Annotated in this window: 27 protein-coding genes; 14 read left to right on the top strand and 13 right to left on the bottom strand. The window is 70.7% G+C overall.

Translation table 11 applies throughout. From position 1 onward, the window contains the following. Positions 1-160 precede the first annotated feature (160 nt). Positions 161-1,048 (bottom strand): DMT family transporter, encoded by an 888-nt coding sequence (locus FN821_RS01125; RefSeq protein WP_131170710.1) that lies wholly within the window; start codon positions 1,046-1,048, stop codon positions 161-163. Between the two features lie 233 nt (positions 1,049-1,281). On the opposite strand from FN821_RS01125, the gene FN821_RS01120 reads away from it, so the two are divergent. Then, positions 1,282-3,114: a DUF1737 domain-containing protein gene (locus FN821_RS01120; protein ID WP_131170709.1), complete on the top strand. Its 1,833-nt coding sequence runs from the start codon at positions 1,282-1,284 to the stop codon at positions 3,112-3,114. A 55-nt stretch (positions 3,115-3,169) separates the two neighbouring features. After that, positions 3,170-3,565, top strand: coding sequence for a VOC family protein (locus FN821_RS01115; RefSeq protein ID WP_131170708.1), 396 nt, complete (start codon positions 3,170-3,172; stop codon positions 3,563-3,565). Positions 3,566-3,618: 53 nt separating this feature from the next. Here the strand turns inward: FN821_RS01115 and FN821_RS01110 are convergent, their stop codons facing one another. The 3 genes from FN821_RS01110 to FN821_RS01100 form a co-directional block, all read right to left on the bottom strand. Then, positions 3,619-3,930 (bottom strand): Dabb family protein, encoded by a 312-nt coding sequence (locus FN821_RS01110; RefSeq protein ID WP_131170707.1) that lies wholly within the window; start codon positions 3,928-3,930, stop codon positions 3,619-3,621. Between the two features lie 9 nt (positions 3,931-3,939). Then, entirely contained in the window at positions 3,940-4,413 is a 474-nt protein-coding gene (locus FN821_RS01105) for a hypothetical protein (protein WP_131170706.1), read from the bottom strand. A 62-nt stretch (positions 4,414-4,475) separates the two neighbouring features. Then, complete coding sequence (locus FN821_RS01100; protein ID WP_131170705.1) at positions 4,476-5,225, bottom strand: dienelactone hydrolase family protein; 750 nt, start codon at positions 5,223-5,225, stop codon at positions 4,476-4,478. 260 nt (positions 5,226-5,485) lie between these two features. Between FN821_RS01100 and FN821_RS01095 the strand changes: the two genes are divergently transcribed. Beyond that, positions 5,486-6,427: an EamA family transporter gene (locus tag FN821_RS01095; protein ID WP_131170704.1), complete on the top strand. Its 942-nt coding sequence runs from the start codon at positions 5,486-5,488 to the stop codon at positions 6,425-6,427. Positions 6,428-6,478: 51 nt separating this feature from the next. After that, positions 6,479-7,039 (top strand): glycerophosphoryl diester phosphodiesterase membrane domain-containing protein, encoded by a 561-nt coding sequence (locus FN821_RS01090; protein WP_142640432.1) that lies wholly within the window; start codon positions 6,479-6,481, stop codon positions 7,037-7,039. 191 nt (positions 7,040-7,230) lie between these two features. On the opposite strand, the gene FN821_RS01085 is transcribed toward FN821_RS01090, so the two are convergent. From FN821_RS01085 to FN821_RS01055, 7 genes are all read right to left on the bottom strand, one after another. Next, positions 7,231-8,442 carry an NAD(P)-dependent oxidoreductase gene (locus FN821_RS01085; RefSeq protein WP_131170702.1) on the bottom strand — a complete coding sequence of 404 codons (1,212 nt, stop codon included), beginning with the start codon at positions 8,440-8,442 and terminating at the stop codon, positions 7,231-7,233. A gap of 290 nt (positions 8,443-8,732) precedes the next feature. After that, on the bottom strand, positions 8,733-10,679 hold the full coding sequence (locus FN821_RS01080) for a penicillin-binding transpeptidase domain-containing protein (RefSeq protein WP_131170701.1): 1,947 nt from the start codon (positions 10,677-10,679) through the stop codon (positions 8,733-8,735). Positions 10,680-10,741: 62 nt separating this feature from the next. After that, the gene (locus FN821_RS01075) at positions 10,742-11,824 is read right to left on the bottom strand and encodes an N-acetylmuramoyl-L-alanine amidase (RefSeq protein ID WP_131170700.1); all 1,083 of its coding nucleotides are present in this window, start codon (positions 11,822-11,824) and stop codon (positions 10,742-10,744) included. A 263-nt stretch (positions 11,825-12,087) separates the two neighbouring features. Further along, positions 12,088-12,510, bottom strand: a complete 423-nt coding sequence (gene trxA / locus FN821_RS01070) for a thioredoxin (protein ID WP_131170699.1) — start codon at positions 12,508-12,510, stop codon at positions 12,088-12,090. A gap of 37 nt (positions 12,511-12,547) precedes the next feature. Further along, on the bottom strand, positions 12,548-12,913 hold the full coding sequence (locus FN821_RS01065) for an HsmA family protein (protein ID WP_131170698.1): 366 nt from the start codon (positions 12,911-12,913) through the stop codon (positions 12,548-12,550). A gap of 124 nt (positions 12,914-13,037) precedes the next feature. Next, on the bottom strand, positions 13,038-13,364 hold the full coding sequence (locus FN821_RS01060) for a putative quinol monooxygenase (RefSeq protein ID WP_131170697.1): 327 nt from the start codon (positions 13,362-13,364) through the stop codon (positions 13,038-13,040). A gap of 225 nt (positions 13,365-13,589) precedes the next feature. After that, entirely contained in the window at positions 13,590-13,883 is a 294-nt protein-coding gene (locus FN821_RS01055; RefSeq protein ID WP_206661935.1) for a DinB family protein, read from the bottom strand. 180 nt (positions 13,884-14,063) lie between these two features. On the opposite strand from FN821_RS01055, the gene FN821_RS01050 reads away from it, so the two are divergent. The 6 genes from FN821_RS01050 to FN821_RS14095 all read left to right on the top strand — a co-directional run bounded on the left by FN821_RS01050 (position 14,064) and on the right by FN821_RS14095 (position 21,566). Further along, on the top strand, positions 14,064-14,789 hold the full coding sequence (locus FN821_RS01050) for a TetR/AcrR family transcriptional regulator (RefSeq protein WP_165489181.1): 726 nt from the start codon (positions 14,064-14,066) through the stop codon (positions 14,787-14,789). Next, a complete protein-coding gene (locus FN821_RS01045; RefSeq protein ID WP_165489180.1) occupies positions 14,786-15,949 on the top strand; it encodes an efflux RND transporter periplasmic adaptor subunit in 1,164 nt (387 codons plus the stop codon). Before FN821_RS01050 ends, FN821_RS01045 begins: the two co-directional genes overlap by 4 nt. Beyond that, entirely contained in the window at positions 15,936-16,880 is a 945-nt protein-coding gene (locus FN821_RS01040; RefSeq protein WP_131170694.1) for an ABC transporter ATP-binding protein, read from the top strand. Before FN821_RS01045 ends, FN821_RS01040 begins: the two co-directional genes overlap by 14 nt. Then, the gene (locus FN821_RS01035; RefSeq protein WP_131170693.1) at positions 16,877-19,417 is read left to right on the top strand and encodes an ABC transporter permease; all 2,541 of its coding nucleotides are present in this window, start codon (positions 16,877-16,879) and stop codon (positions 19,415-19,417) included. The genes FN821_RS01040 and FN821_RS01035 overlap by 4 nt, the downstream gene beginning before the upstream one ends. 149 nt (positions 19,418-19,566) lie before the next feature. Continuing rightward, positions 19,567-20,997, top strand: a complete 1,431-nt coding sequence (locus FN821_RS01030; protein ID WP_131170692.1) for an aminotransferase-like domain-containing protein — start codon at positions 19,567-19,569, stop codon at positions 20,995-20,997. A gap of 143 nt (positions 20,998-21,140) precedes the next feature. Beyond that, positions 21,141-21,566 (top strand): pyridoxamine 5'-phosphate oxidase family protein, encoded by a 426-nt coding sequence (locus FN821_RS14095; RefSeq protein WP_165489179.1) that lies wholly within the window; start codon positions 21,141-21,143, stop codon positions 21,564-21,566. 146 nt (positions 21,567-21,712) lie between these two features. Here the strand turns inward: FN821_RS14095 and FN821_RS01020 are convergent, their stop codons facing one another. Then, positions 21,713-22,603, bottom strand: a complete 891-nt coding sequence (locus FN821_RS01020) for a 2-dehydropantoate 2-reductase (protein ID WP_131170690.1) — start codon at positions 22,601-22,603, stop codon at positions 21,713-21,715. A gap of 20 nt (positions 22,604-22,623) precedes the next feature. Then, entirely contained in the window at positions 22,624-22,878 is a 255-nt protein-coding gene (locus tag FN821_RS14375; protein ID WP_206661934.1) for a hypothetical protein, read from the bottom strand. Here FN821_RS14375 and FN821_RS14370 point away from each other — a divergent pair. From FN821_RS14370 to FN821_RS01000, 4 genes are all read left to right on the top strand, one after another. After that, positions 22,877-23,164, top strand: a complete 288-nt coding sequence (locus tag FN821_RS14370) for a hypothetical protein (protein ID WP_206661933.1) — start codon at positions 22,877-22,879, stop codon at positions 23,162-23,164. The genes FN821_RS14375 and FN821_RS14370 overlap by 2 nt on opposite strands. Before the next feature lie 70 nt (positions 23,165-23,234). Next, complete coding sequence (locus tag FN821_RS01010) at positions 23,235-23,417, top strand: DUF5302 domain-containing protein (protein ID WP_131170689.1); 183 nt, start codon at positions 23,235-23,237, stop codon at positions 23,415-23,417. Positions 23,418-23,488: 71 nt separating this feature from the next. Beyond that, entirely contained in the window at positions 23,489-23,734 is a 246-nt protein-coding gene (locus tag FN821_RS01005; RefSeq protein WP_131170688.1) for a FitA-like ribbon-helix-helix domain-containing protein, read from the top strand. Then, entirely contained in the window at positions 23,731-24,147 is a 417-nt protein-coding gene (locus FN821_RS01000; protein WP_131170687.1) for a type II toxin-antitoxin system VapC family toxin, read from the top strand. Before FN821_RS01005 ends, FN821_RS01000 begins: the two co-directional genes overlap by 4 nt. Positions 24,148-24,151 lie beyond the last annotated feature (4 nt).

Raw genomic sequence — 24,151 nt, 5'->3', positions numbered from 1 at the left:
CGGTCGGTCACGAGGCTGAGCGCGTCTGGGAGTCAGCGGGTCCCTGACGATCATCGCTAGCGAACGAGTGCTCGTCTGAGTGCTGAAGGTTTCGGTTTTCCGACACGTTGAGCACTCAGTCAAGGCTGGCGAACCACCGGCCTCGACCTGCGCAGGTGGGTCAGCCCTCGTGCCCGACCGCGATCAACACCACGGACGCCGCGGCGAGGACCAGCCCAACGATCTGGCGCGCGGTCGGACGCTCCCGCAGCACCGCAACCGCCAGCAGCACCGTGAACGCCGGGTAAAGCGAGGTCACGACGACCACCAGCGACAGCATGCCCGCGTGCGTGGCGACGAAGTACAACACCGTCGCGACCAGGGCCAACACGCCCATCACCCAGGCGCCTGAGCCGTCGCGGAGGCGTCCGGGCGGGCGCAGCCACGCGGCCACACCGACCAGCAGCACCAATGCCGTCACCTCGAGCGCCACCAGCGGCCAGCCGCCGGCGGAGGCGTCCGGACGCGCCAGCGCGACATAGAAGACCGCGAATCCCAGCCCCGCCAGGACGCCGTCGCGTCCGCCTTCGGGCAGTCCACGGCCGAGGCCGGACGCCGCGGCGACGCCTGGTCCGCCGGCGACATCCGGGGCCTCCTCGCGTCCGCCGGCTGCGACGAGCCAGACCGCGGGCAGCGCCGCGGCCACCCCGACCCAGGACAGCGCGCTGGGCCGCTCGCCGCCGACCACCCCGACCACGACCGGCAGCGCGGCCCCGACCACCGCCGACAAGGGACCAGCCACATGCATGGCCCCCGCGGCGAGTCCTCGCATCAACATCAGCGAGCCGAGCACGTGTCCGACCGCGCCGAGCATGCCCCAGGCGATGGCCGACGGCGTCGGCGTCCCCGGACGGAAGCCGAGCACCCACCCGATGACGCCCACGGTCAGCACGCACTGCGACACGAGCGTCACCCAGACGAAGTGCGCCGAGCGCGAGCGCAGTCCGCCCACGAAGTCGGACACCCCGTAGGCCACGGCTGACGCGAAGGCGATGAGGAGGGCATTCACCGGGCCAGCCTAAGGCGTCCGGTTGGATCTGCCCTCGCCCCCTCGCGACCCCTGCTGGGGACCAGGCGGCGAGCCGTGCGCTCCCACGGTCGACACGACGCCCGGTCAGCTCGGAGCCACGCCACGACGGGCAGCCCAACGAACGACCACGTCGAGCGAGACGAGAAGCCCGGTGCGGCGTCCGGACGGCACGCCCACTTCACGATGGGACGCGGATGGTCCAGGGTGGAGCCATGGCGAACACGCGCGCGACGCTGACCTTCCTGGGTGCTGCCGGCACCGTCACCGGATCCAAGTACCTGCTGACCTTCGACGACCGCAAGGTCATGGTCGATTGCGGCATGTTCCAGGGCGAGAAGGAGTGGCGCCTGAAGAACTGGGACGACTTCCCGGTGCCGCCGGCGTCCATCTCGGACGTGCTGCTGACCCACGCCCACATGGACCACTCCGGAATGATCCCCGCCCTTGTCAAAGGCGGTTTCAACGGCACCATCTGGATGACCGAGGGCACCCGTCGCCTGGTCGAGATCGTGCTGCGCGACTCCGCGCACCTCCAGGAGATGGAGGCCCAGGACGCCAACGAGAAGGGCTACTCCAAGCACACTCCGGCCCTGGCGCTGTACACGACCGAGGACGTCGAGAAGGCCCTCCCGCTCATGAAGGTGATCGAGTTCGACCAGACCGTCGACCTCGGCGGCGGCCTCACCGCGCTCTACGTCCGCGCAGGACACATCCTCGGGTCGGCGTCCGTGCTCGTGAAGCGGGCGGACGCCGAGGTGCTGTTCTCCGGCGACCTTGGACGCCACGACCACCCGATCCTGAAGTCGCGCGGGACGCCGCCCGGCTCGCCGTACGTCGTGATCGAGTCGACCTACGGCGACCGCGAGCACCCTGAGCCGACCGGCCTCGAGCACGAGAAGATGGCGGACGCCATCCGCCGGACCATCGCGCGCGGCGGCTCGGTGCTCATCCCGGCGTTCGCGATCGACCGCACCGAGCTCGTCCTGAAGACGCTGGCCGAGATGCGCCGCGACGGACGCATCCCGCAGTGCCCGATCTGGGTCAACTCCCCCATGGCGCTGTCGGCGCTGGACGCCTACCGCAACATGCCCGACGAGATCCGCGACGACGTCCACATGGACGAGTTCGCGAACCTCAGCGACCTGCACGAGGCCCGGACGCGCGCCGACTCCGAGGCCTTGACCAGCCCGGAGTCGAAGAACAAGCCGGGCATCATCATCAGCTCTTCGGGCATGGCGACCGGTGGACGCGTCGTCCATCACCTGGCCGCGATGCTGCCGAGCCCGAAGAACGCTGTCGTGTTGACGGGCTACCAGGCCGTCGGCACCCGCGGCCGCCAGCTGCTGCAGGGCGAGAAGCAGCTCAAGATGTTCGGCCAGTACGTGCCGGTCAAGGCCGAGATCGTCCAGGACTCGGAGTTCTCGGTGCACGGCGACGCGTCCGACCTGATCGACTGGCTGCGCGACCTCTCGCCCAAGCCGAAGACCGTCTTCATCACCCACGGCGAGGAGGGCTCGGCGACCGCGCTCGCGGCGCGCATCCGGTCTGAGTTGGGGCTCTTGACCGTCATTCCGAAGTACCACGAGGTCGTCAGCCTCGATCCGACAGGAGCCGCGTACGACGTGGTGTACGCCGGGGACGACGTCCCCGGGCTCACGCCGGAGGAGTTGGCGGACGCCCATGCCGCGTCCGAGGACACCGAAGGCGTCCCGTCGGAGGCCCCGGGCACTCGGACGCCGACCGGCGCGTCGGCGTCCGGCTGGCAGCGCGGGGACGGGACGAGCGCCGGTTCCGCCGGTGGCGTCGCCGGACCGGCAGTCACGACCACCGCCCCACTGGCGGCAAGCTTCGGTCCGGCGACCTCACCGTCGCCGCTGCCCGAAGGCAAACTGCGCTACCGGTGCCTCACCGGCCCGGACGACGCCGAGTTCTGCAAGCGCGTGAGCGCCGCGCTGGACGAGGGCTACGTCCTGCACGGTGGCCCGTCGGCGACGTTCGACGGCAAGTCCGTGGTGCTCGCCCAAGCGGTCGTCTGGCCGTCGTAGTCGTTGGTCGGACGCCCCCGGCGCGGCTCGGGCCGGGGGCCAATGAGGAGGAACCGTGTCCAGAGTCGTCCACTTCGAGATTCACGCCGATGATCCTGAGCGCGCCATGCAGTTCTATCGGGACGTGTTCGCCTGGCAGTTCGAGGACTACTCCGGCATCGCCGGGACGCCGTACTGGGGCGTCATCACCGGGCCGGATTCCGCCATGGGCATCAACGGCGGCCTGCTGAAGCGTCCGTGCCCTGGCCCAGCAGGCCCCGCAGGCGTGACCGCGTTCGTCTGCACCATCGGCGCGGGCGACTACGACGAGACCCAGCGGCGCATCCTCGCCGCCGGCGGACTGGTGGCCATGCCCAAGTACGCGCTCCCGGGCATGGCTTGGCAGGGCTACTTCCTGGACACCGAGGGCAACACCTTCGGCCTCCACGTCCCGGACGCCGAGGCCCGGTAGTCCTCAGGCTTCGACAAGCTCAGCCAACGGAACCCGAGGCGTCGGCGTCCGGACTACAGCTCGTAGTCGAAGGCCCAGCGTCCGGTCTTGACGGTCGCGATGAAGGCGCCGGCCCGCTGATGAAGCGGGTGCGACGCGTAGGCACGCAGGGCGTCCACATCGGTGAACTCGGATTCGAGCAGCAGATCGAAGGACGCCTCGAGGCCCTCCTGAGGACGCGTCAGCTTGAAGGCCGTCACGCCCGGCAGGTCGGCGCAGGCGCTCAGCAGCTCAATGACGCGACGGCCGGCGTCCGACTTGGTGACGGTCGCACCCTCGGACTCGATGCCGTCGGAGAACGTCCAGGCGACGATGTGCTTGATCATGGCGCCAACCTACTCGGCGCCGAGCAGCGCGCGCCGGTCGGCGGCGAGATGGCGGTGGCCGATCGGTTCGAAGCCGACGACGGTGACGAAGGGTCGAGCATGACGACGAGCAGGCAGATGCCGAGCCTGACTCCCGCGACCGCGAGGCCGATGGGGCGGCGATGGACGCGAACAGCGGCAGGTGAAGGTAGCCGAAGGCGAACGAGCGGTCAGCAGGGCGACCCGCATCACCACGGAGCCGAGCACCATCGTCCGGTGATCGAAGCGCTCGCCGACAAGGAGTGATTCGTAGAACGCAGGCAGTCCCAGCGCCAGGATCACGACCCCGACCATCCCGAGCATCGACATCAGCCGGAACGCCCAGTCGTCGTTGTCATAGAGGAGTGGTCTGCTTCTGGCGCTCGCCACCTCAGTCCTCCCCATCAAGGCGGCGCGCCGTCCGTCCTCAGCGGTCGACACGCCGCCAAGACCCACCCGGCGCATCGGATTCGCGGAGCTTGGAACGCCCCCCAGCCAGCCGGGCCGAGACCAGGCCTATCACTGGATCAGCCGAGGGCCCGCTTCAGGAGCTCCTCGAGTTCGGCGTAGTGGCGCTCGGCCCCGGCCTCTTGGTAGCGCGGCGTGTCGGCCATGGTGTAGCCGTGCGGGGCGTCCGGGTACGTGTCGATGGAGTAACGCGCGCCCGCCGCGTCCAGGGCCTCGGCCAAGACCTGCTGCGACTCCGGGGTCGCGCCGGGGTCGGCGTCCGCGAACCTGATCAGCAATTCGGCAGCGATGGACCCGACGGCCAGGTGGGGGCTGTCGGGGGCGTCCGACGCCAGGCCCCCGGCGTGGAAGATGCCGACGGCTGCCACGCGATCGCCGAGGGCTTCGGCCAGTTGCAGCGCGATGTAGCCGCCCCGGCAGTAGCCGACGATCCCCTTGCCGCCACTGACAAAGCTCTGCTCGTCCAGCCAGTCCAACCAGGCGACGGCGTCCGCCGAGACGTCGGACGCGGTGAGCGCCCGCGTCCAGTCGAAGGTCGCCCGGAGCGCGCTCATCATCTTGTCGGGGTTGCGCAGATTCATCAGCGGGAGCAGGGGCAGCCCGTGGTCCCGATACAGGATGTTCGGCGCGAGCACGACGTAGCCCCACGAGGCGATGCGCGCGCACATCGCCCTGATCTGCGGCCGCAGCCCGAACACGTCCGGGATCAGCAGCACCGCCGGGTGACTGCCCTCGCTCGGACGCGACAGGTAACAGGCGGCGTCCCCCTCAGCGGACGGGACGTTGATGGACGCGGTGACCGTCTCCATGGACGCATCCTGCCCCCTGCGCGTCCGGCAGGCGTCCGAAACGACCACACGCACGAACGCCCACCCCCCGCGCGAACCCGGTTTTGCGCACTCTCAGCGAGCCGTTCGGCGGCGATCGCCGCGCTGAACTGCCCTGAGAGTGCCCAGATTTGTGTTGGCCCTCCCCGCGTTTCGCATCCCCGGTACGTGTTGAGCGTCATGGTCGCCGCCGCACGTGGACGCCGACGCGCCGCGGTCGGCGTCCGCTCTACCCTGGCCCGATGACCGCAGCGACCGAGGAGCCGACCGGCGTTGCCGCGCACCGCTTCGGGCCAGGCCTCGGGTTCGCGCTGCTGTCGGCCCTGTCGTTCGGCGCGAGCGGGACATTGGCGTCCGGCCTGCTTCGAGCCGATTGGACGCCGGCCCTGGCGGTCACGCTGCGGATCACGATCGGCGCGCTCGCACTGTTGCCGTTCACCCTGCGCGCGCTGCACCGGCGGTGGCACCTGCTGCGGGAGAACGCCTGGGTGATCGGCCTGTACGGAGCATTCGCCGTGGGACTAGCGCAGACGTGCTACTTCTTCGCGATCGAGCGCATCCCGGTGGGTCCGGCGCTGCTGATCGAGTACATCGCACCGATCGCGGTGCTGCTCTGGCAGTGGGCGGTGCATCACCAGCGCCCGACGCGGCTCATCGTGCTGGGCACGATCGTCGCGTTCGCCGGCCTGCTACTGGTGCTGGGGCTCACGACCGACACGCCGCTGGACCCGATCGGGGTGCTGTGGGCGTCCTTCGGGATGCTCGGGGCGGCCGGCTTCTTCATCCTCTCGGCGCGTCCCGACACCGGCCTGCCGCCGATGGCCTTGGCTGGCGGCGGCCTCGCGGTCGGCAGCGTCGTGCTCTGGGTGATGGGGCTGACTGGGCTGCTCACGTTCGGGGCGGGTCAGGCGAGCGCTCACTACGGCGTGTGGGACGTCCCGTCATGGGTCGCCCTGCTGGCGCTCGGCCTCGTCACCGCGGCCCTCGCCTACTCGGCCGGCATCGCGGCCACGCGGCGGCTCGGGTCGCGGCTGGCATCCTTCGTGGGACTCATCGAGGTCGTCATCGCGTTCGGCTACGCCTGGCTGCTGCTGGGACAGGTGCCCGGAGGCGTCCAGGCCCTCGGCGCCGTCCTGCTGCTCGGAGGCGTCGCGCTGGTCAAACTGGGCGAGCCGGACGACTGACAAACCCACTGCCAAGCCGCGCCGGACCCCCGCACGACCTGGCCGCTCGTGGTGGGCGCCGTCCTGGTGTGGGCCGCGGCACTGGTCGCGCCGGGGTTGTTGCGGGCGCTGGACGGGCGTCCTGACGATCCGGCCCACACCACGGAGTTTCCGCTGCTGCTGGTGGCGCTGACTCCGGCCGTGGCGGCGAGCTGTGCCGTGGTCCTGCTCGCGCTGGCGGGCAGGTCGGCGGGGATCGTCCTGGCCGCCCAGGCGCTCTCGGGCATGGACGACCGGCGGCGATGGTTACAGACCTGGGCGATCGTCTCGTCGGCGGTGCCCAGGCTGGTCTCAGCGGCGGTCTTCAGCGGGGTCGTCGCCGTCGCGGCCGTCGTCTTCGGCGCAGTCGTGGGGCTCACCGTCGGGGCAGACGGCCGTGGCCTGCTGGCCGGGGTGGCCTGCGCCGCCACCCTCGTCGGCGCGATCTCGGTGCGCAGCGCCTACGCCTTGCACGGGGTGATCCTGGCGAGGATGCCCTGCTGGGACGCCCTGCGGCACTCCTGGACGCTGACGCGGGGCCGATTCTGGCGTCGGTTCGTCCCCTGGCTGCTCGTCCCCGCGATCGCGTGGTGAGCCATCGGGGGCATCGGCTGGCTCGCGTATCAGGAGGGGCCGTGGTCGGCACGCTTCCTGGCGGCCACCCTCGCCGTCACCGTGGCCGTCGCTGCCTGGCACGCCCGGATCGATGCGTTCGGAACCGTCACCTTCCGCGCCAAGGACGCCCCCTCCCCGGCCGTCTGAGACAGCCCGGACGACCCGCGCGCCTACAGCTCTCGGACGATGACGCTGAAGACGTGATCTAGCGCGCGCAACGACTCGACCAGCTCGTCGGACGGACGCTGGTGCAGCTCGATCTTCACGATCGCCGCCTCGTCGCCGTCGAAGACGTTGTTCGCCATCTCGTGGACCTCGAGCCGCGCCTCGTCGATCGCCCCGAGCACCGCGGCCAGGACGCCGGTCGCGTTCGCGTGGCGAATCGTGAGCCGACAAGCGGCGGGAGTCGCCCGCTCGCGGGTCATGTTGACCACGTTCGGCACCTCGAAGCCGCCCTTGAACTCGCCCACGATGCGCACGGCCTCGGCCGCGATGGCCTGCTGCGCCTGATCCGTGGACGCGCCGATGTGGGCCGTCCCGATGACGTTGGGCAGCTTCACCAGCGACGACGAGTACTCCCCCGCGGACGCCGACGGCTCGCCCGGCCACACGTCCAGTGCGACCCGCAGCTTCTTGGCGACGGTCGCGGCCTCGAGCGCGGCGGCGTCCACGATCTCGGCGCGGGACGTGTTGACGAAGGACGCGCCCTCGCGCATCGCGTCGAAGAAGGCGGCGTCTACGAAACCGCGGGTCGCGTCGTTGAGCGCCAGGTGGACGCTGACGATGTCGGACGCCGCGGCAACCTCGGCGGGGGTCGCGGCCCGGGTCATGCCCAGGGCCTCCGCGGCCTCGTCGGTGAGGCTGCGCGACCAGGCGATCACCGTCATCCCGAAGGCCTGGGCGCGACGGGCCAGCTCGGTCGAGATGGAACCGACGCCGATGAGGCCGAGCGTGCGTCCGTACAGGCCGCGCGCCTTGCTGAACTCGCCCTTCGCCCACCTGCCGTGTCGCAGGGCGTCCACGTTGTCGGCGATGCGGCGATCGAGCGCGGCGATGAGTCCGAACGCGAGTTCGGCGACGGCCACGGAGTTCTGCCCGGGGCACGTCGCGACGTAAATGCCGCGACGGGACGCCGCCGGCACGTCGATGTTGTCGTAGCCCGCACCCGCCCGGATGACCAGGCGAAGGTTCGGCAGGCCGGCCTGCAGCGCCGCCTCGGGGACCTTGGTCGAGCGCACGATCAGAACCGCCGGACGCTCCTGCCCAACCGCCTCGACAAGCGTCTCGCCCGCCAGCTTGGGCGACACCGTCACGTCGCAACCGAGGGCTTCCAGACCGGCCACTCCGGACGCTTCGAAGGCGTCCGCAATCAGAACACGCATGGGGCCAACGGTAACGAGAATCGGCCCGCGCCGCGCGTTGGGAGAGCCTCTGAAACGCTTAACTCTGGCAAAAGTATCGGAAACTTGACCTGGTCAACTTTCACAGTGGTTTGGCGGGGCCATCCCCACACCGGACGCCCTCACCGGTTTGCGTCGCGTCGGATCGGCATCGTTTCCCAGCGTCTCAACCTCATCTTCGTCCTCGACGCCGTCGAGAAGGGCGCCCGACCGCTGACCTCGATGGCGACCCGGACGCCGACGCGCGCGACATCCGGACGACCGCCCCACTGTCAGCGCGAGTTCGCGGCCGTCAGGAACGCCTTCATCAGCGGCCCGCAGGTGGACGCCCCATAGTCCCCGTCAGCCACCATCACGGCGACCGCGAGGTCGCCTTGAATGGCCAGCAGCCAGGTGCGGTACCGCTTCTCGGTGCCGGACATGTACGCCGCCGTACCGGTCTTCGCCATGATCGGACCGCCCGGCGTTCCCGCCAGCACTCGCGCCGCCGTGCCCTCGACCGCGACGCCCCGCATGAGCGTGCGCAGGGCTTCGGCCTCGGCGGCAGTGATGCCGTTCTCGGGCGCCGGGGAGGGCGAGGGGGCCTCCGATCCGGTCAGCAGCACCGGACGCACCGTCGCGCCCTTCGCGATGGACGCCGCGACCGTCGCCATGCCGAGCGTCGACGCCTCGACCTTGCCCTGGCCGATCATGGACGCCGCATGCTCGGTCGCGCCGGGGGCGTCCGGGACGCTCGCGAACGACGCCGACACGCCGAGCCCCGGCTTGCCGCCGATGCCCAGCGCGGACGCCGCGGCGATGAGGTCCGCGGACGTGACGGTGCTCGCCTGGCCCAGGACGGCCGTGTTGCACGAGTGCGCGAACGCGGTCGTCCAGGGGATGTTTCCGGTCGCCGCTGCGGGGTAGCCGTCGTCGTTGTTGAAGGTGTAGCCGTTGATGGTGATGGACGGCGGACAAGCCAGAATGCTGGCCGGCGTCAGGCCGTGCCGCAGCATGGCCAGGCCGGACACCGTCTTGAAGGTTGAGCCGGGCGGGTACATCGCCTGCGTCGCCGTGGACGCCACCCCTGCCGACCCCGGTCCCGACGAGATCGCGAGCAGGGCACCGTCCGACGGGCGGATCGCGACCAGGCCGGACGCCGGGCCGACCCCGGCGAGGATGCCGTCCGCAGCGGTCTGCAGTTTGACGTCAATGGTCGTGGAGATGGACGCACCGTCGATCGCCGCGACCCGCTTGAGGTCGCGAGTCTGGTTGCCCTGCCGTTTGAGCGCCTGCACGGCGTAGCCGGCCGTGCCGCGCAGCGTCGCGTCCTGGGCGAGCTGCAAGCCACCGGTGCCGACGAAATCACCGGCCACCACCTGGCCACCCGCGCCGGCGACGATGTCGGCCGTCGCCTCGCCCACCTGACCCAGAATCGGCCGGAGGAACGACGACGAGATGCCCAGGGCCCGCGTCACCTGCTGGGCGTTCACGCCGGGCATGCTCTTGACCGCAGCGGCCGCCTCGGCCTGCTTCGGGTCTTGGGCGCGCAGGATGACGGCCTCCACGTACGCCTTCGGCCCGGCCGCGAGCACCTTCTTCGTCAGGGCCTCGCCGTCGACCGCTACCCCGCGGGTCGCCAGCGTGAGGACCAGCGCCTTCGTGGCGGCCTCGAAGCCACCCGGATCCAGGCGCGCCTTGTCGATCCCGACGCGGATCGCCGGCTGGTTGTAGGCCATCGGCACGTCACCGGCGCCGAGGATCGCCCCCCGGGAGCCCGTCAGCCGGTTGTAGACCAGCTTCTCGTCGTCGGCGAGGCCCGGCGCCACGACGCCAGCCGACCAGGTTGCCCGCCAGCCGTTCGGCGTCGACTCCAGGGGGACCTTGACGTCGTAAGCCCAGGGCTCCTGGCCGGGCGGCGTCCAGACGTAATGCAGCCCGACATCAGCGAACTTGGCATCGGAGCGCGGCTGCACCGACGTCACGGTCACCACGGGTTTCAGCCCCGCCATGCCCCGCATCACGGTGGCGAACTCGGCCTCCGGATCAACGCCGCTGGCGGCCTGGAAGTCGCCCTTGTCGATCTTCCCCGCCGACACGGACGCCGCGACGCGCGCGGCAAGCTCGCGCTGCAGGCGCGTGTCCTCGCTGCCCTTCCAGTAGAGGTAGCCCCCGCCCCCCGCCGCCAGCGCGACCACGACGATGGCGGCGACGATGAGGATGATTCGACGGCGAGCCATGCGCCTATTCGACCACAGGCCTCCGACAGTTTCGTCAGACGACGGTCGCGGGGGCGTCCGACTCAGCCCAGAATCTTGACCGCAGCCGACGCGAAAGCCCGCGCGATGGCGTCCTGACCGGCGGACGTCTTGAGCACCGCCCAGTCGGACGCGTTGCGCAAGTTGCCCATCTCGAGCATCACGCCGGGGCTGGTCTGCAGCAGGTTGACCCCGGCGATGTCCGTGCGCGGCGCGATGCCCGTGCCCGACCCGATGTAGTTCGAGCGCGGGATGTCGGTGTGGTCCAGCTCGCCTACCAGCACCTTGGCGGCGGCCAGCGACTTCGCCTCGAGGGCCGATCCGCCCGCCATGGTCGACGACACGATCACGTGAAAGCCCCGGGCCGAGCTCGAGTAGTTGCCGTCGCCGTGGATCGACAGCACCAGGTCGGCGTTGTTCCGATTCGCGATCGCCGCCCGCTCGTCGACGCACGGCCCGACGCCCGCGTCGTCCGGACGCGTCAGCAGCACCGTCGCCCCTTGTGCGCGCAGCAATCCGACCAGCCGGACGCCGATGGCCCAGGTCGTCTTGTGCTCGGGGGTGCCGTCCGCGGACTCGGTGCCGGTCGTATTGCACGCCTTCGTCTGGCCGTTGCCGGCGGGCACGAGCTTGTTCTGGATCGCCGAGATGAACGTGCCGTTGTGGCCCGGATCGACGACGATCTTCTTGCCGCTGAGGGGTCCGGACGCCGTGGGCGCGAGCGTGACGCCGCCCGTGATGGGGCGTCCGTAGGCGCCAGGAGCGGGAACCATGCCGGCGAGGGCGCCACTGGTCGCCATGGGCGGCGCGGTCGTCGCCTGGGTCGCCGGCGGAGCCGAGGTCGCTTTGGGCTGCGGGGTCGTGGACGCGGCGGGCTTGGCGGTCGGGCTGGCGCTCGCCGGAGCCGGGGTGGCCTTGGTGGTCGTCGGGGCCGCCGGCGAAGGGGTCGAGGTCGTCGAGCTGGCCGCCATCGACGGCGTCACGGTGGAGTCGATGGGGCTCGACTGTGCGGGGGCGCTCGGCTGCAGTGGGGTCGCGATCGGAGCGGGGCCAGCCTGGCAGCCGGCGAGCACCGCCAGCGATACGAGCAACCCGGCCCAGCGGCCCCTAGCTGCGTCCCGCCTCATGTGGCCCCCTTCGCGTGCATGCACAGCGTACGTCAGCCCGCGTGGTCAACCGCGCCCGTGTCGCGTGCGAGCTATGGAAACGGTGACGTCTCCCGACCGCGCCGGATGTGCAGTCCGGGCTGAGGGATTCGGCCGGTCGGGCGACGCCACCGTCCCAACAACCGAGGTGCAGTCTCGAGCGAACGAACGCGCGAACAGTCACAGCCCCCTCGTGGACGTCTCCGGACCGACCCGGGGCCCTTCGCGCCGCCGGGCCACCGGAACTACGCCTTGGCGTCCACCCACTGTCGCAGGGCGGGCAGGGGCAGCGCGCCCCGCTGGACGCCGACCTGGCGTCCGCCGGAGAACAGCACCAGCGTCGGGATCGACGTCGCATTGAACTGTGCCTGGGTCACCGGATTCTCGTCCACGTTGACCTTGACGACCTTGAGGCGTCCGGCGCGCTCGCCCGCGAGCTTCTCGAGCAGTGGCGAGAGCTGGCGGCACGGACCGCACCAGGGCGCCCAAAGGTCGACGAGCACCGTCACCTTCGCGCTGTCGGCGACGACGGCGAAGTCGTCATCGGTGGCGGTGGCGATCCAGGGCAGCTTCGACTTGCAGGTCGGGCACTGCGGGACGCCCTTGGCGACGGCCGGGACGCGATTCCGAGCCCCGCACTCGGGGCAGGTCACGATCTGAGGAGCCATACCGAGAATCTAGTTCGGAGGCCGGCGTCCGGCCAGGTCAGCGGGCCATCGCGACGACCATGGGGCTGAAGTACGGGATCAGCCAGATCGCCCACACCACGATGCTGAAGCGGTGGAAGGTGCGCAGCGCGGCGGCGTCCTGTCGTCGCAAGACGACGAACGCCCAAGCCGCGTGGATGAACATCAGGATGATCGCCGCCAGCCCGGCGATGCCGTGGACGTCGAACGACATGCCGCCCACGAACTCGAACATCATGCCGGTGCCGATGCTGTCGCAGATCAGGCCGCCGACGAAGAGGGCGAAGTTCCACCACTGCAGGCGTCCCTGGAGGCGTTCACCCCAGACGCCCACGGTGTAGAGCACCAACGCGGACGTGATGAACGTGCTGGCCAGGGGATTCACGCGCGCTCCTTCGGAGCGGCGTCATCGTAGAAGCTCGCGGTTGGCCTCGGCTGGCGTCCGCGTCGAATGGCCCTGGCCGTTCGTGACCCCGCCGGGCACCTACCGGGCGCCTCGAGGGGCCCGCTCAGGCGTCCAGCTGGATCTCGCCCAACTCGCTCCAGCCGTCGCCGGGGACCTCGAAGCTGACGATCTGCGGACGCCGCGCGGCGTAGCGGCCCTGGGTCGCCATCGCGGTCTTGAAGTGCTCGCTGCCGACGTGGGCGGACCCGGCCGCGCCGTCGGCGAAGGCCTCGGTGAGGTAGTAGATGCAGGGGTTCTCGGTGGAGCGTCCCCACTCGAACCACAGGCAGCCCGGCTCGGCGCGGGTGGCGTCGGTGAAGTCCCTGGTCAGGGCGGGAAAGTCGTCCGCGAACTCGGGCTTCACGTACCACTTGACGGTGATCACGATCATGGCGGCATTCCATCACCGACGGGCGCGCAGGTCGAGGTGGCGGGCGCCTCCCGCGCGGATCCGGCGACCGGCCCAGTCAGCGGACCTCAGTCGACGAACTGGACGCCGCTGGCTCCCGTCCGTCCGGATGGATTCGCCTCAGGCCGGACGCCGTGCCCCGGCGACGTAGGTGAGCCAGCACGAGGAGCGAGCAGAGGGCTGGATCGACGGGGACACCACTGCGCGTCAGGCGTGCAGAGCCAGGTCCCGCCGGACGTAACGCAGGTGCGCCCACTCTTCTTCGAGGATGACCCGGGCGCAGTCACCGACGCTCGGACGCCAGTCGTCACCTCCCCAGGGGTTGGCTCGCGTCTCGGCCAGGAGGGCCGGCGTGGCGGCGTCCAGGAACTCGGTGACCATCGCCTGACGTTCGGCGCGGACGGACAGGATCTCGTCGAAGGTCGGCTCGTCGGAGCGGAAGATCGAGGTGTCATCCGGACGCCGCTGAGCACGCGCCTCGATCCCAGCGACGGCGTCCACCCGTGGGCGACCCTCGATCACGCTGCGGGCGGCCCGCTCCCGGATGGCGGCGTCGCACGAGCCCTGGATGAAGGTCAGGGAGGCCCACGGCCGCCTCCCGGCCCCGGCCCGGCCCCGGCCCCGGACGCCGACCTGGAATCTCTAGCTTGACTGACCGTCAGTCAGTTGTACGCTGACGACGTGGCCAGAGTGTCGAAGACCCCGGAAGCCCGCCGAGACGAGCTGCTCGACATCGCGCTCAACCTCTGCACGACCGTCGGGTACGAGGCGATGTCGATCGATCAGGTGACGCGGGCGGCGTCCGTCGCGAAAGGCACCTTCTACTACCACTTCGGCTCCAAGCAGGACATGCTCATCGCCCTCGTCCAGCGCTTCGTGGACGACCTGTTCACCGACCTCGAGCGGACCCAAGACGCCCTCACCGGCACCGGCGCCGAGCGCTTCCACCAGCTGCTCACCCACGCCACCCAATGGAAGACCGAGCGCGTCGACGACGCCATGGCGTTCGTGCCCCTGCTCTACAAGCCCGAGAACCTCGAGCTCCGGCACCGCCTCTTCGACGAGTGGGGCGCCCGGACCCGCCACCTCTTCCTGCCTCTCGTCACCCTCGGCGCCCAGGACGGCTCTTTCACCGTCGACGACGCCGAGGCCATGACGGACCTCGCCCTCACCCTCTGGGTGGACGGCGGCGCCCGCCTCTACGATCGCGCCCTCGCCGCCCCGACCGAGGACGCCTTCGTCGACATTCTCGTCCGCGGCGTCGCCGCCCTCACCACCGGCGTCGAGCGCGTCATGGGCGCGGCGCCGGGCACGTTCGAGGTCCCCTTCGACCCCGCCATCGTCCGCGCCATGCACGCCCCCCTCGAGGCCGCCCTCACCGCACCATCCCCAAGGAGCACCCGATGACTCAGCCCACCGCCAAGCCGCGCCAACGGCGTCCGATCAAGCGCGGACGCCTCATCGCAGGCGGCGTCGTGGTCGCCCTGCTCGCCGCCCTGGGGGGCGGCTACGCGATCTCGCAGGGGTCCGCGAAGACGACGATCACGACCGCGAAGGCCGCCACCTCGGACCTCACCGTCACCGTCAGCGCCCCGGGCACGGTGGACGCCGCAGCCCGCGTCCCCGTGTACGCGCCCGTGAGCGGGACCCTCGCGTCCGTCAAGGTCGTCGACGGCCAGGGGGTCAAGGCCGGGGACGTGCTCGCCACCATGGACGACGCGTCCAGCAAGGCCGCACTCGCTCAGACCCTCGCGCAGGTCGCCTCCGCGGACGCCCAGGCCGCCGCGGCGTCCGCCCAGCTCGCCGCCGCCCGCGCGATGCCGCACGCGACCGACAGCCAGACCAGCGCCCGCAACGCGGCGATCAACGCCGCCAACTCGGCCCAGCAGGCGGCCGGCGCGGCCAAGTCCGCCGCCGCCGCCGCGAAGGCGATCGCCGAAGCCAACGGCGCCAAGGGCACCCTGACCGCTCCCGTCGACGGCACCGTGACCTTCCCGGTGCTGGCGATCACGGCGCTGGACGGGTCCGGACCCAAGGCCGCCGCCGGCGCGGCCGTGACCGCCGCGGCCCCCGTCTTCACCATCGTGGACCTCACCAAAGTCGTCTTCGCCGCCCAGGTCGACGAGGTCGACATCGCGGCCGTCAAGCCGGGCGCGAAGGCGTCCGTCACCCTGGACGCCTACCCCGGACGCCCCTTCGACGGGGTCGTCAGCGAGGTCGCGGCGAGCTCGATCACCACGAAGACCGGCGGGGTCGCGTTCGTCGTCAAAGTCCCGCTGACAAAGGGGGACGCCGTCCTGCGGCTCGGCATGAGCGGCGACGTGTCGCTGGCCGCGCAGGCCGTGCCTGGGGCCCTCGTCGTCCCGGCCCAGGCGGTGCTGACCGACGGCGGCAAGCGGTACGTCTTCAAGGTGGACGCCGGCAAGGTCGTCCGGACAGAAGTTGGCGTCGGCGCGTCCACCGATACGCAGACCCAGATCACGTCGGGGCTGGCGGCCGGCGATGTCGTCGCCACCAGCCAGCTCACCGCCCTCAAGGACGGAGCGTCGGTCAATGTGGGGACGTAAGCCCAAGGCGTCCGACCCGGATCTGGTCACTCTCACCGCGGGCGACGGCGCCGAACCGGCGTCCGCGAGCAATCGAGAGACACCAAAACCGGGTTCACCCGACGAAACCGGCACGACCGCGTCCAACACGGGTTTGGGCACTCTCAGTGACTCAATCCGGCCCCAACACGCCCTCACCGAGGCTCGAGAGACACCAACGCCTGGTTCCATCGTCGAGACGGTCGCCCTGACCAAGATCTACGGCTGCCGCGAGAGCGAGGTGCGCGCGCTGGACGGGGTCGACCTGACCGTCGCGCGCGGCGAGTTCGTGGCGGTGATGGGCCCGTCGGGCTGCGGCAAGTCGACGCTGCTCAACTTGCTCGGCGGACTGGACACCCCCACCTCCGGACGCGTCGAGATCGACGGCGCTGACATCACCACCCTCACCGACGACGCGCTCACCGAGCTCCGGCGCCGCCGGATCGGTTTCGTGTTCCAGAGCTTCAACCTCATCCCCGTCCTGGACGCCGTCGAGAACGCCGCTCTTCCGTTGACTCTCGACGGCGACCCGTACGCCGACGCCCGCGCCGTCGACTGGCTCACCAAGGTCGGCCTCGCGGATCGTCTGCGCAACCGTCCCGACCAACTCTCCGGCGGTCAGCAGCAACGCGTCGCCGTCGCCCGCGCCCTCAGCACCGACCCGGCCCTCGTCCTCGCCGACGAGCCCACCGGCAACCTCGACTCCCGTTCAGCGACCGAGATCGCCGAGTTGCTGGCGCAGGTGGCGTCCGAGTGGCACCGCTCGGTGCTGATGGTGACCCACGATCCGCGCATCGCCTCGTACGCCCAGCGGCTCGTGCTGATGCGCGACGGGGTCATCGTCGACGACCTCAGCCTGGACGGCTCCCGCGAGGCCCCCATCCGGGCCATGGAACGGGCCGGACTGCTATGAACGTCCGGACGCCGCAGCTCACCCTCGCCTGGAGGTACCTCCGCGGACGCGGCCTGCGCTCGCTGCTGACCTCACTGGCGGTGGCCCTCGGCGTCATGCTGATCTTCGGGCTGAACGGCATCCTGCCCACGATCATGGAGACGTTCACCCGCTCGATGATGGCCGCGGCCGGCAAGATCGACATCACGGTCAGCAGCACGCTCGGGCAGCCGTTCGCTGCGTCCGTCCTCGACAAGGTGTCCCGCATCGACGGAGTCGCGGTCGCCACCGGCGAGGTCGAGCAGCTCGCCCCGCTGCCCCTCAAGCGCGACGTCTCGGTCGCCAATCAGGTGGCGTCCATCACGGTCGTCGGCGTCGATCCCGGCGTGACCGGACGCGTCCGCGACTACCCGCTCGCGTCCGGTCGGGCGCTCACGACGTCGGACGCAGCGGCCGCCGTTCTGTCGTCCGATACGGCCGGACGCCTCGGGCTCGGCCTGGGGTCCGAGCTGGCACTGCCGTCCCAGGTCGGGACGACGCGGTTCACCGTCGTCGGGCTGCTCAGCACGCCCACGGTCGGCGGGCAGGAGCGGGTGTTCGTGCCGCTGGCGTCCGCGCAGGTGCTGTTCGGGATGGGCGACCGGCTGACGGTCGTGCAGGCGTCCCTGGCGCCCGGCGCCGATCGGACGCGCGCGGAGGCGTCCATCAAGGCGGCGCTCGGCACCGACTACACCGTCGGCGGACTCTCGACCAACGCGTCACTGCTGGCGTCGCTGCAGACGAGCCAGTTCGCGTTCACGCTGTTCGGCGTGTTCGCGCTTGCCACGGCCGGGTTCATCATCCTCAACAGCTTCCGGACGATGGTCGCCGAGCGGCGCCGCGACATCGGCATGCTGCGGGCGATCGGGGCGCGCCGGAAGACGATCACGGGCATGTTCCTGGCCGAGTCGCTGCTGACCGGCGTCGTCGGGACCCTGCTCGGGATGGTGTTCGGGTGGCTGCTGGCCGTCGGGCTGTTCGCGGTGATGTCGCCGGTCTTCGAGGGCGTCATGCACCTCAAGCTGGGGTCGGTGCGGTTCGAGGCGTCCTCCTATGTGCAGGCGCTCGTCCTCGGGATCGGAGTGACGGTGCTGGCGGCGCTGATCCCGGCGCGGGCGGCCGGACGCGTGACCCCGATGGAGGCCCTCCGGCCGGTCACCGAGGAGGCCTACCGGGCGACCGCGGGCGTCCGGGCGTGGATCGGCGTCGGCGTTCTGGTGGCTTCGATCGGCTGCCTGGTGACGCGGGTGCCGAGCTTGATCGGGCTCGGGGCGGTGCTCTTCCTGATCGGCATCGCGCTCGTGACGCCGGCGATCGTGAACCCGCTGTCGCACGCCTTCGGCAACGTCGTCGAGTTGGCGTTCGCGCGCGAGGGGGCGCTGGCGCGGTCGAACCTGCAGCGCAATCCCGGGCGCTCCGCCAACACGGTGACGGCCGTGATGCTCGGGCTGGCGTCCATCGTGGCGCTCGTGACGGTGATCCAGTCGATCTTTTCGGGCTTCATGGGCTACATCGACAGGTCGCTGTCGGCCGACTACATGGTGATCCCGCAGTCGATCGTGCTGAGCCAGGGCAACGTCGCGGCCGGGCCCAAGCTGGCGTCCCAGATCGCGCACAGCCCCGGCATCGGCTCGGTCTCGTCGCTGCGGATCGCGCGCGGCAAGCTCGACGGACGCGACGTCCAGGTGATCGGAATCGACCCGGCCACCTACCTCAAGGTCGCATCCCTGGAGTGGAACGAAGGCTCATCGGACGCCGCCGTCGCCCAACTCGCCCAGGGCCGGTGGCTGATCGGCAACGGCATCTTCTCGGGCCAGGCGGGGCTGACACTGGGCAAGACCGTCGCACTCGAGACCCCCAACGGCCCGCGCAGCTACCACGTGGCGGGAGTCGGCAACGACTACCTGAACGCCAAGGTGGCGACCATCTACGTCTCGCAGGACATGCTGGCGCGCGACTTCTCGGTGACGTCCGACATGCTCGTGATGGCCAACCGGCTGCCCTCGGCAGATCCGGCGTCCACGAAGGCGGCACTCGCCAGGATCGTGGCCGACTATCCGGGCTTCCAGCTCTACGAGGCGTCCGGTTGGCGCGCGGAGCAGCAGAAGACCTTCGACTCGACCCTGGTGATTTTCAACGCCCTCATCGCAGCGCTCGCGGTGCCCTCACTGCTGGCGCTCGTGAACACCCTCGCGATGTCGGTGCTCGCCCGGACCCGCGAGATCGGCATGCTGCGGGCGGTCGGGGCGACGCGGCGACAGATCCGGCGGATGGTGATCGCCGAGTCGCTGCTGCTCTCGGTGATCGGCACGGCGTTCGGGGTCGTGGCGGGCATTTGGCTCGGCTACGCGCTCGTCCAGGCGATGACCGGCGTGGGCTGGCCGATGCCGTACATCTTCCCCTTCGGCGGGGTGGTCCTCACGATGGTCGTGGGCGTGGTGTTCGGCGTCCTGGCGGCGACCGTGCCCGCCCGGTCGGCGGCGCGCCTGGACGTCGTGGCGGCCCTGCATCACGAGTGACGGGGCGCCTGCACGAGCCCAGCGGCCGCCATCAGGCCAAGCGCCCGGGCCCACGCGGTACAGCGTGGTTGTCGATGACCCAGAGCGGTCGTTTCAGGGCCGAATTGCCCCTCGAGAACCACGCTGTACCGAGATGACATGATCGACCGGTGACGTTCGAGTTCCCCCTCATCGACCTGTACGCGGGCGAGATCGCAGATCCGGTCGGCGACCTGTTTGCCTCGCTCAACACCCCCGGGCTCATCTCGTTCGCCGGCGGCATGCCGGACGCGTCCCTCTTCGATGCCGACAGCCTGCGGGCGTCCTTCGACCACGTGCTCGCGACCGACGGACGCCGCGCGCTTCAGTACGGGACGTCCGAGGGTGATGCGGGGCTGCGCGCGATCGCGGCGTCCCGAGTGTCGCGTCACGTGCCGACGTCCGCCGACCAGATCCAAATCACCTCCGGGTCCCAGGAGGCGATCTATCTGACGGCCCTGGTGATGCTCAACCCGGGTGATGTCATCCTCGTCGAGGAGCCGACGTACCTGGCCGCCGTGCAGGCGTTCGACCTTGTCGGAGCGACAATGGTGGGCGTCCACACCGACGACGAAGGCGTCGACCCGGACGCCCTCGCCGCGGCCATCGCGACCCACCGGCCCCGGGCGGTCTACCTCAACCCGACCTACTCCAATCCCACCGGACGCACGCTCTCGGCCGCCCGCCGAGCAGCCGTGGCCGAGGTGCTGTTGGCGTCCGACGTGGCGCTGGTCGAGGACGATCCGTACGGCGAGCTGGGCTTCGACGCGCCCGCCCCCGCCCCGATCGCCTCGCTGCCGGGCATGGCGTCCCGGACGCTGCTGCTCAACTCGCTGTCGAAGGTGATGGCGCCCGGCGTCCGGCTGGGCTGGATCCGCGGCGAAGGCCCCATCATGAGAGCCCTCGCGGTCGCGAAGGGCGCCGTCACCATGCAGTCGCCGGCGCTCAACCAGCTCGCCGTCGCGCACTACCTGGCTGGCAACGACCTCGATGCGCACATCGCGCGCGTCCGGGAGCTGTACCGCCCGCGTCGCGACGCCATGTACGCCGGACTACGGGCGATGCTGCCCGCAGCGTCCATCACTCACCCGGACGGGGGCATGTTCTGCTGGGTGGACCTCAACGATGGACGCGACACACGTCCGCTGCTGGACGCCGCCGTCCGGGCCGGCGTCGCCTTCGCCCCCGGCTGGTCGTTCTACGCGGGCGGGCCGCGCCTCTCGACGATGCGGCTGTCTTTCGTCACGAATCCCGTGGACGTCATCGCCGACGGCCTCGGACGCCTCCAGATCGCGTTGACCGACGGTGACCCGGACACTCGCTCACGCCACCCCCACGGCGCGGCCAGTCCGAGCCGGTCGATCCGCCTGCTGACCGACCAAGGACGGAGCCGCGCCGACGGCGTCCCCGAAACCATGCTCGATGACCGACATGCCGAACCTCCTCGGCGTGTCGCGCAGCGAGGATGGGATTCGGTCTCAACGCTGCCCGCCAGACACCCCTGGCCCCAGACAGCATCACGAGAAGCCGGACCAACCATCGACCCCGCCCCGCGCGTTTGAGAGGGAGACGACGAAGGGGGTCCCCATGCAGGACGAGTCAGGCTTCACCGCCTGGGCGCGGCAGCACCAGCAACGGCTGCTGCGCGTCGCGTACGTGCCTCCGGGGATGCCGGTCGTGCGGAGGACCTGGGAAGGACCCGATGATGTCGACCGACGCTCAGCCCGCCAGCCCCCTGGACGCCCTCGTCGTCGGGCACACGACGTTCGAGTCCAGCGCGAACTACCGCTCGGCGGTCTTGCGCGGACGCCGCGAGCCGCTCCCCGACGACGACCGGGACGCCGCCCTGAACGTCCTGTCCGATCACCTCATCCCCGGACGCGTCGCCGAGGTGCGACCGAGCAACCGCAAGGAGCTGGCGATGACGCAGGTCCTCGCGCTGCCGATCACCCTCGGCTCGTGGACCTACAAGGAGCGCACCGGCCCCGCCTCAGAGCCCGACGAGCCGACGGACGCCTGGTGCGGCATCGTGCCGCGGCTGACGTCGTGGGGGACGCCGGAGGCCTCGTCCTGGACCACCTCGGCGGTCCCGGCGTCCGTCCGTCGGCTGGTCGACCCCAGCACCGACTGAATCCCCGGCCCGCCCAGCCGGCGCACCAGGATGCTCCCTGCCGAGGTCGGCGGCCGGCACGCCGGAGTCAGCCGCGGCGGCGGCCTCGCTGATCGACGCCCCTCAACGTCGGACCGCCTCGTCCGTCACCGTCCTGTCGTGGGCCCTCAGGCCGGCAACAAGGCCCGATACATCAGATCGTGCAGCGGAGTGGGCACGCCACCGGCGTCCCCGTAGCGACAGATGGCGCCGATCTGGGCGTCCAGTTCATTCGGGACTCCGGCGCGCAGGTCGCGCTGCAGCGACGAGGTGACCTCGTAGGGCATGGCGTCGACGGTGGCCAGCGTGCGCTCGACAGCGTCTGTTGGCAGCCGGACGCCGCGGCCGCGCGCGACCGCCTCGATCTCGCGGATGACGGCCACGAGCGTGTCGCGCAGCTCCGTCCGGACGCCTCCGAACGGCAGCCCGGTCAGGCCACCGATGCCGCCGAACGGCGCTACGAACATGGCCTTGGACCACAGGTCGACTGCGATGTCGGCCGACCGGAGCACCGGAACGCCGGCCGCCGCGAAGGCGTCCGCGAGGGCGTCGAGGCGGATGCCGTGACGTCCACCGGACGGCAGCGTGATCGTTCCGGGCGCACCACCGTGGCCGATCACGCCGGCTTCGGCGATCCAGGTGAAGACCCGGACGATGCCCGCCTCGACGTGGCCGGCGCCCACGATGGACGCCGCGACGTCCGGCGTCTCCACGCCGTTCTGCACGGTCAAGACCAACGTCTCCGGCCCGACCGTCGGCAGGGCCGCGCCGAGGGCGTCCGCGAAGCTCTGGGTCTTGGTTGTGGGGATCAGCACGTCGACGACCCCGAGCGAGGCGATGTCGTCCGTGACCCGGACAGGGGTGGTGAAGCCGTGTTCGCCCTGGACCGTCAGGCCCCGCTCGCGCAAGGCCGCCAGCGTGGCGCCGCGCACGACGAAGGTCACGTCGGCTCCCGAGCGGGCCAGGAAACCCCCGAAGTAGCCGCCGATTCCGCCTGCCCCGATGATCGCGATACGCATGCGATCACCCTAGCCAGGCGCTACTCGATCGACGCCAGGATCACGATGAAGCCGAGGAAGAAGTTGACGCTGAGCAGCATCGACTCCTTGACCTTGTGGGCCTCGACGAGCAGCTCCTCGACGACGAGGTACAGCAGCGCCGCCGCGCCCACGCCGAGGATCGCCGACCTCACCGCCGAGTCGACCCCGCCGAGCAGCGCCGCACCCCCGATGGCGCCGACGGCCGTCGTCAGGCCGAGCACCGCGCAGGTCACCACCGCCTGGACCTTCGTCATGCCGCCGTCCAAGGGCCAGAACGAGGACGGCCCCGAGGACGAAGCCGACCACCGTCCAGACCAGATGATGTTCACGGGCCAACTCGGGCATGATCTCGCCGACCAGGGCCGCCAGGACGACGCCGGCCGCGAAGTGCTGGACGCCCGCCACGAACCGCGGCCCCGGCGGGCGGACCACCGAGATGATCGCCCCGACGATGGCAGCCAGCACGGGCAGCGACACGAGCTGCGCTGCGGCGATGACGAGGTTGAGGTCCACGGGCATCCCTTCCTGACGGTGCGGTGAGCGTTCTTCCACCTCCCTCCGACAGAACGTGCCGTTCAGCCGCGAGCGCGCTTGTGGCAGAGTGGCGGCCATGAGCGAGCCCGAGAAGCAGGACGAGACGCCCGATCCCAAGGAAGCGATGCGCAAGGCGCTCGAGGCCAAGAAGACGGCGAGCAAGGCGCACAACGACGCGGGCTCCGGACCGAAGTCGCTCGGCGCGACATCCAAGGGCGCGGCCAGCAAGCGCCAGTTCCGGCGCAAGTCCGGCGGCTAGGAGAACGCCGGGTTTCCACAGGCGGACACCCGGGGCGGGTGCAACAACGACAGCATTGATATCGTTGTTGCATGACGGCCATCACGATTCGCAAGCTGCCTGAGGGCACCAAGCAGAAGCTGCGCCTGCGCGCGGCCGCGAACGGTCGGTCCATGGAGGCCGAGGCGCGCGACATCTTGGTGTCGGCCCTGGACGCCCCCGCGCGGGTCGACTTGAGCTGGGTGCAGTTGCTGATCGAGGCGGGGCTGGAGCACGGCGATGAGGGGCTCAAGCTCCCCAGCCGCGCGTCTGGTCGGCCCGTTGATCTGTTCCAGTGATCGTCCTCGACACGAACGTCCTCTCGGAGACGCTCAAGTCAGACCCGAGCCCACGCGTCCTGGACTGGCTCTTGGCCCTGCGGGAACAGCCGGTGACCACGATCATCACCAAGGCGGAACTGCTCGCGGGCGTCGCCATCCTCCCTGCAGGGCAACGCCGCTCAGGGCTCGAGGTGGCGATCCATCGCGCCCTCGATCAGCTCGGAGTCTGCCTCCCTCTCACGGACGCCGTTGTCGAGCGTTACGCGGAGGTCGTCGCGACGAGGCGCGCGGCGGGCCGCCCGATTGATCCTTTCGACGCCCTGATCGCAGCGATCTGTCTGGACGCCGGCGCCGCCCTCGCGACCCGGAACACCGCCGACTTCGACGGTCTCGGCCTGACGCTGGTGAATCCCTGGGACGCCGAGGTCTAGTCTC

The organism is Propioniciclava tarda (assembly GCF_900182665.1).
Taxonomy (GTDB): domain Bacteria; phylum Actinomycetota; class Actinomycetes; order Propionibacteriales; family Propionibacteriaceae; genus Propioniciclava; species Propioniciclava tarda.
The sequence above is the reverse complement of the archived record's forward strand: the minus strand, read 5'-3'. Positions and strand labels throughout refer to the sequence as shown.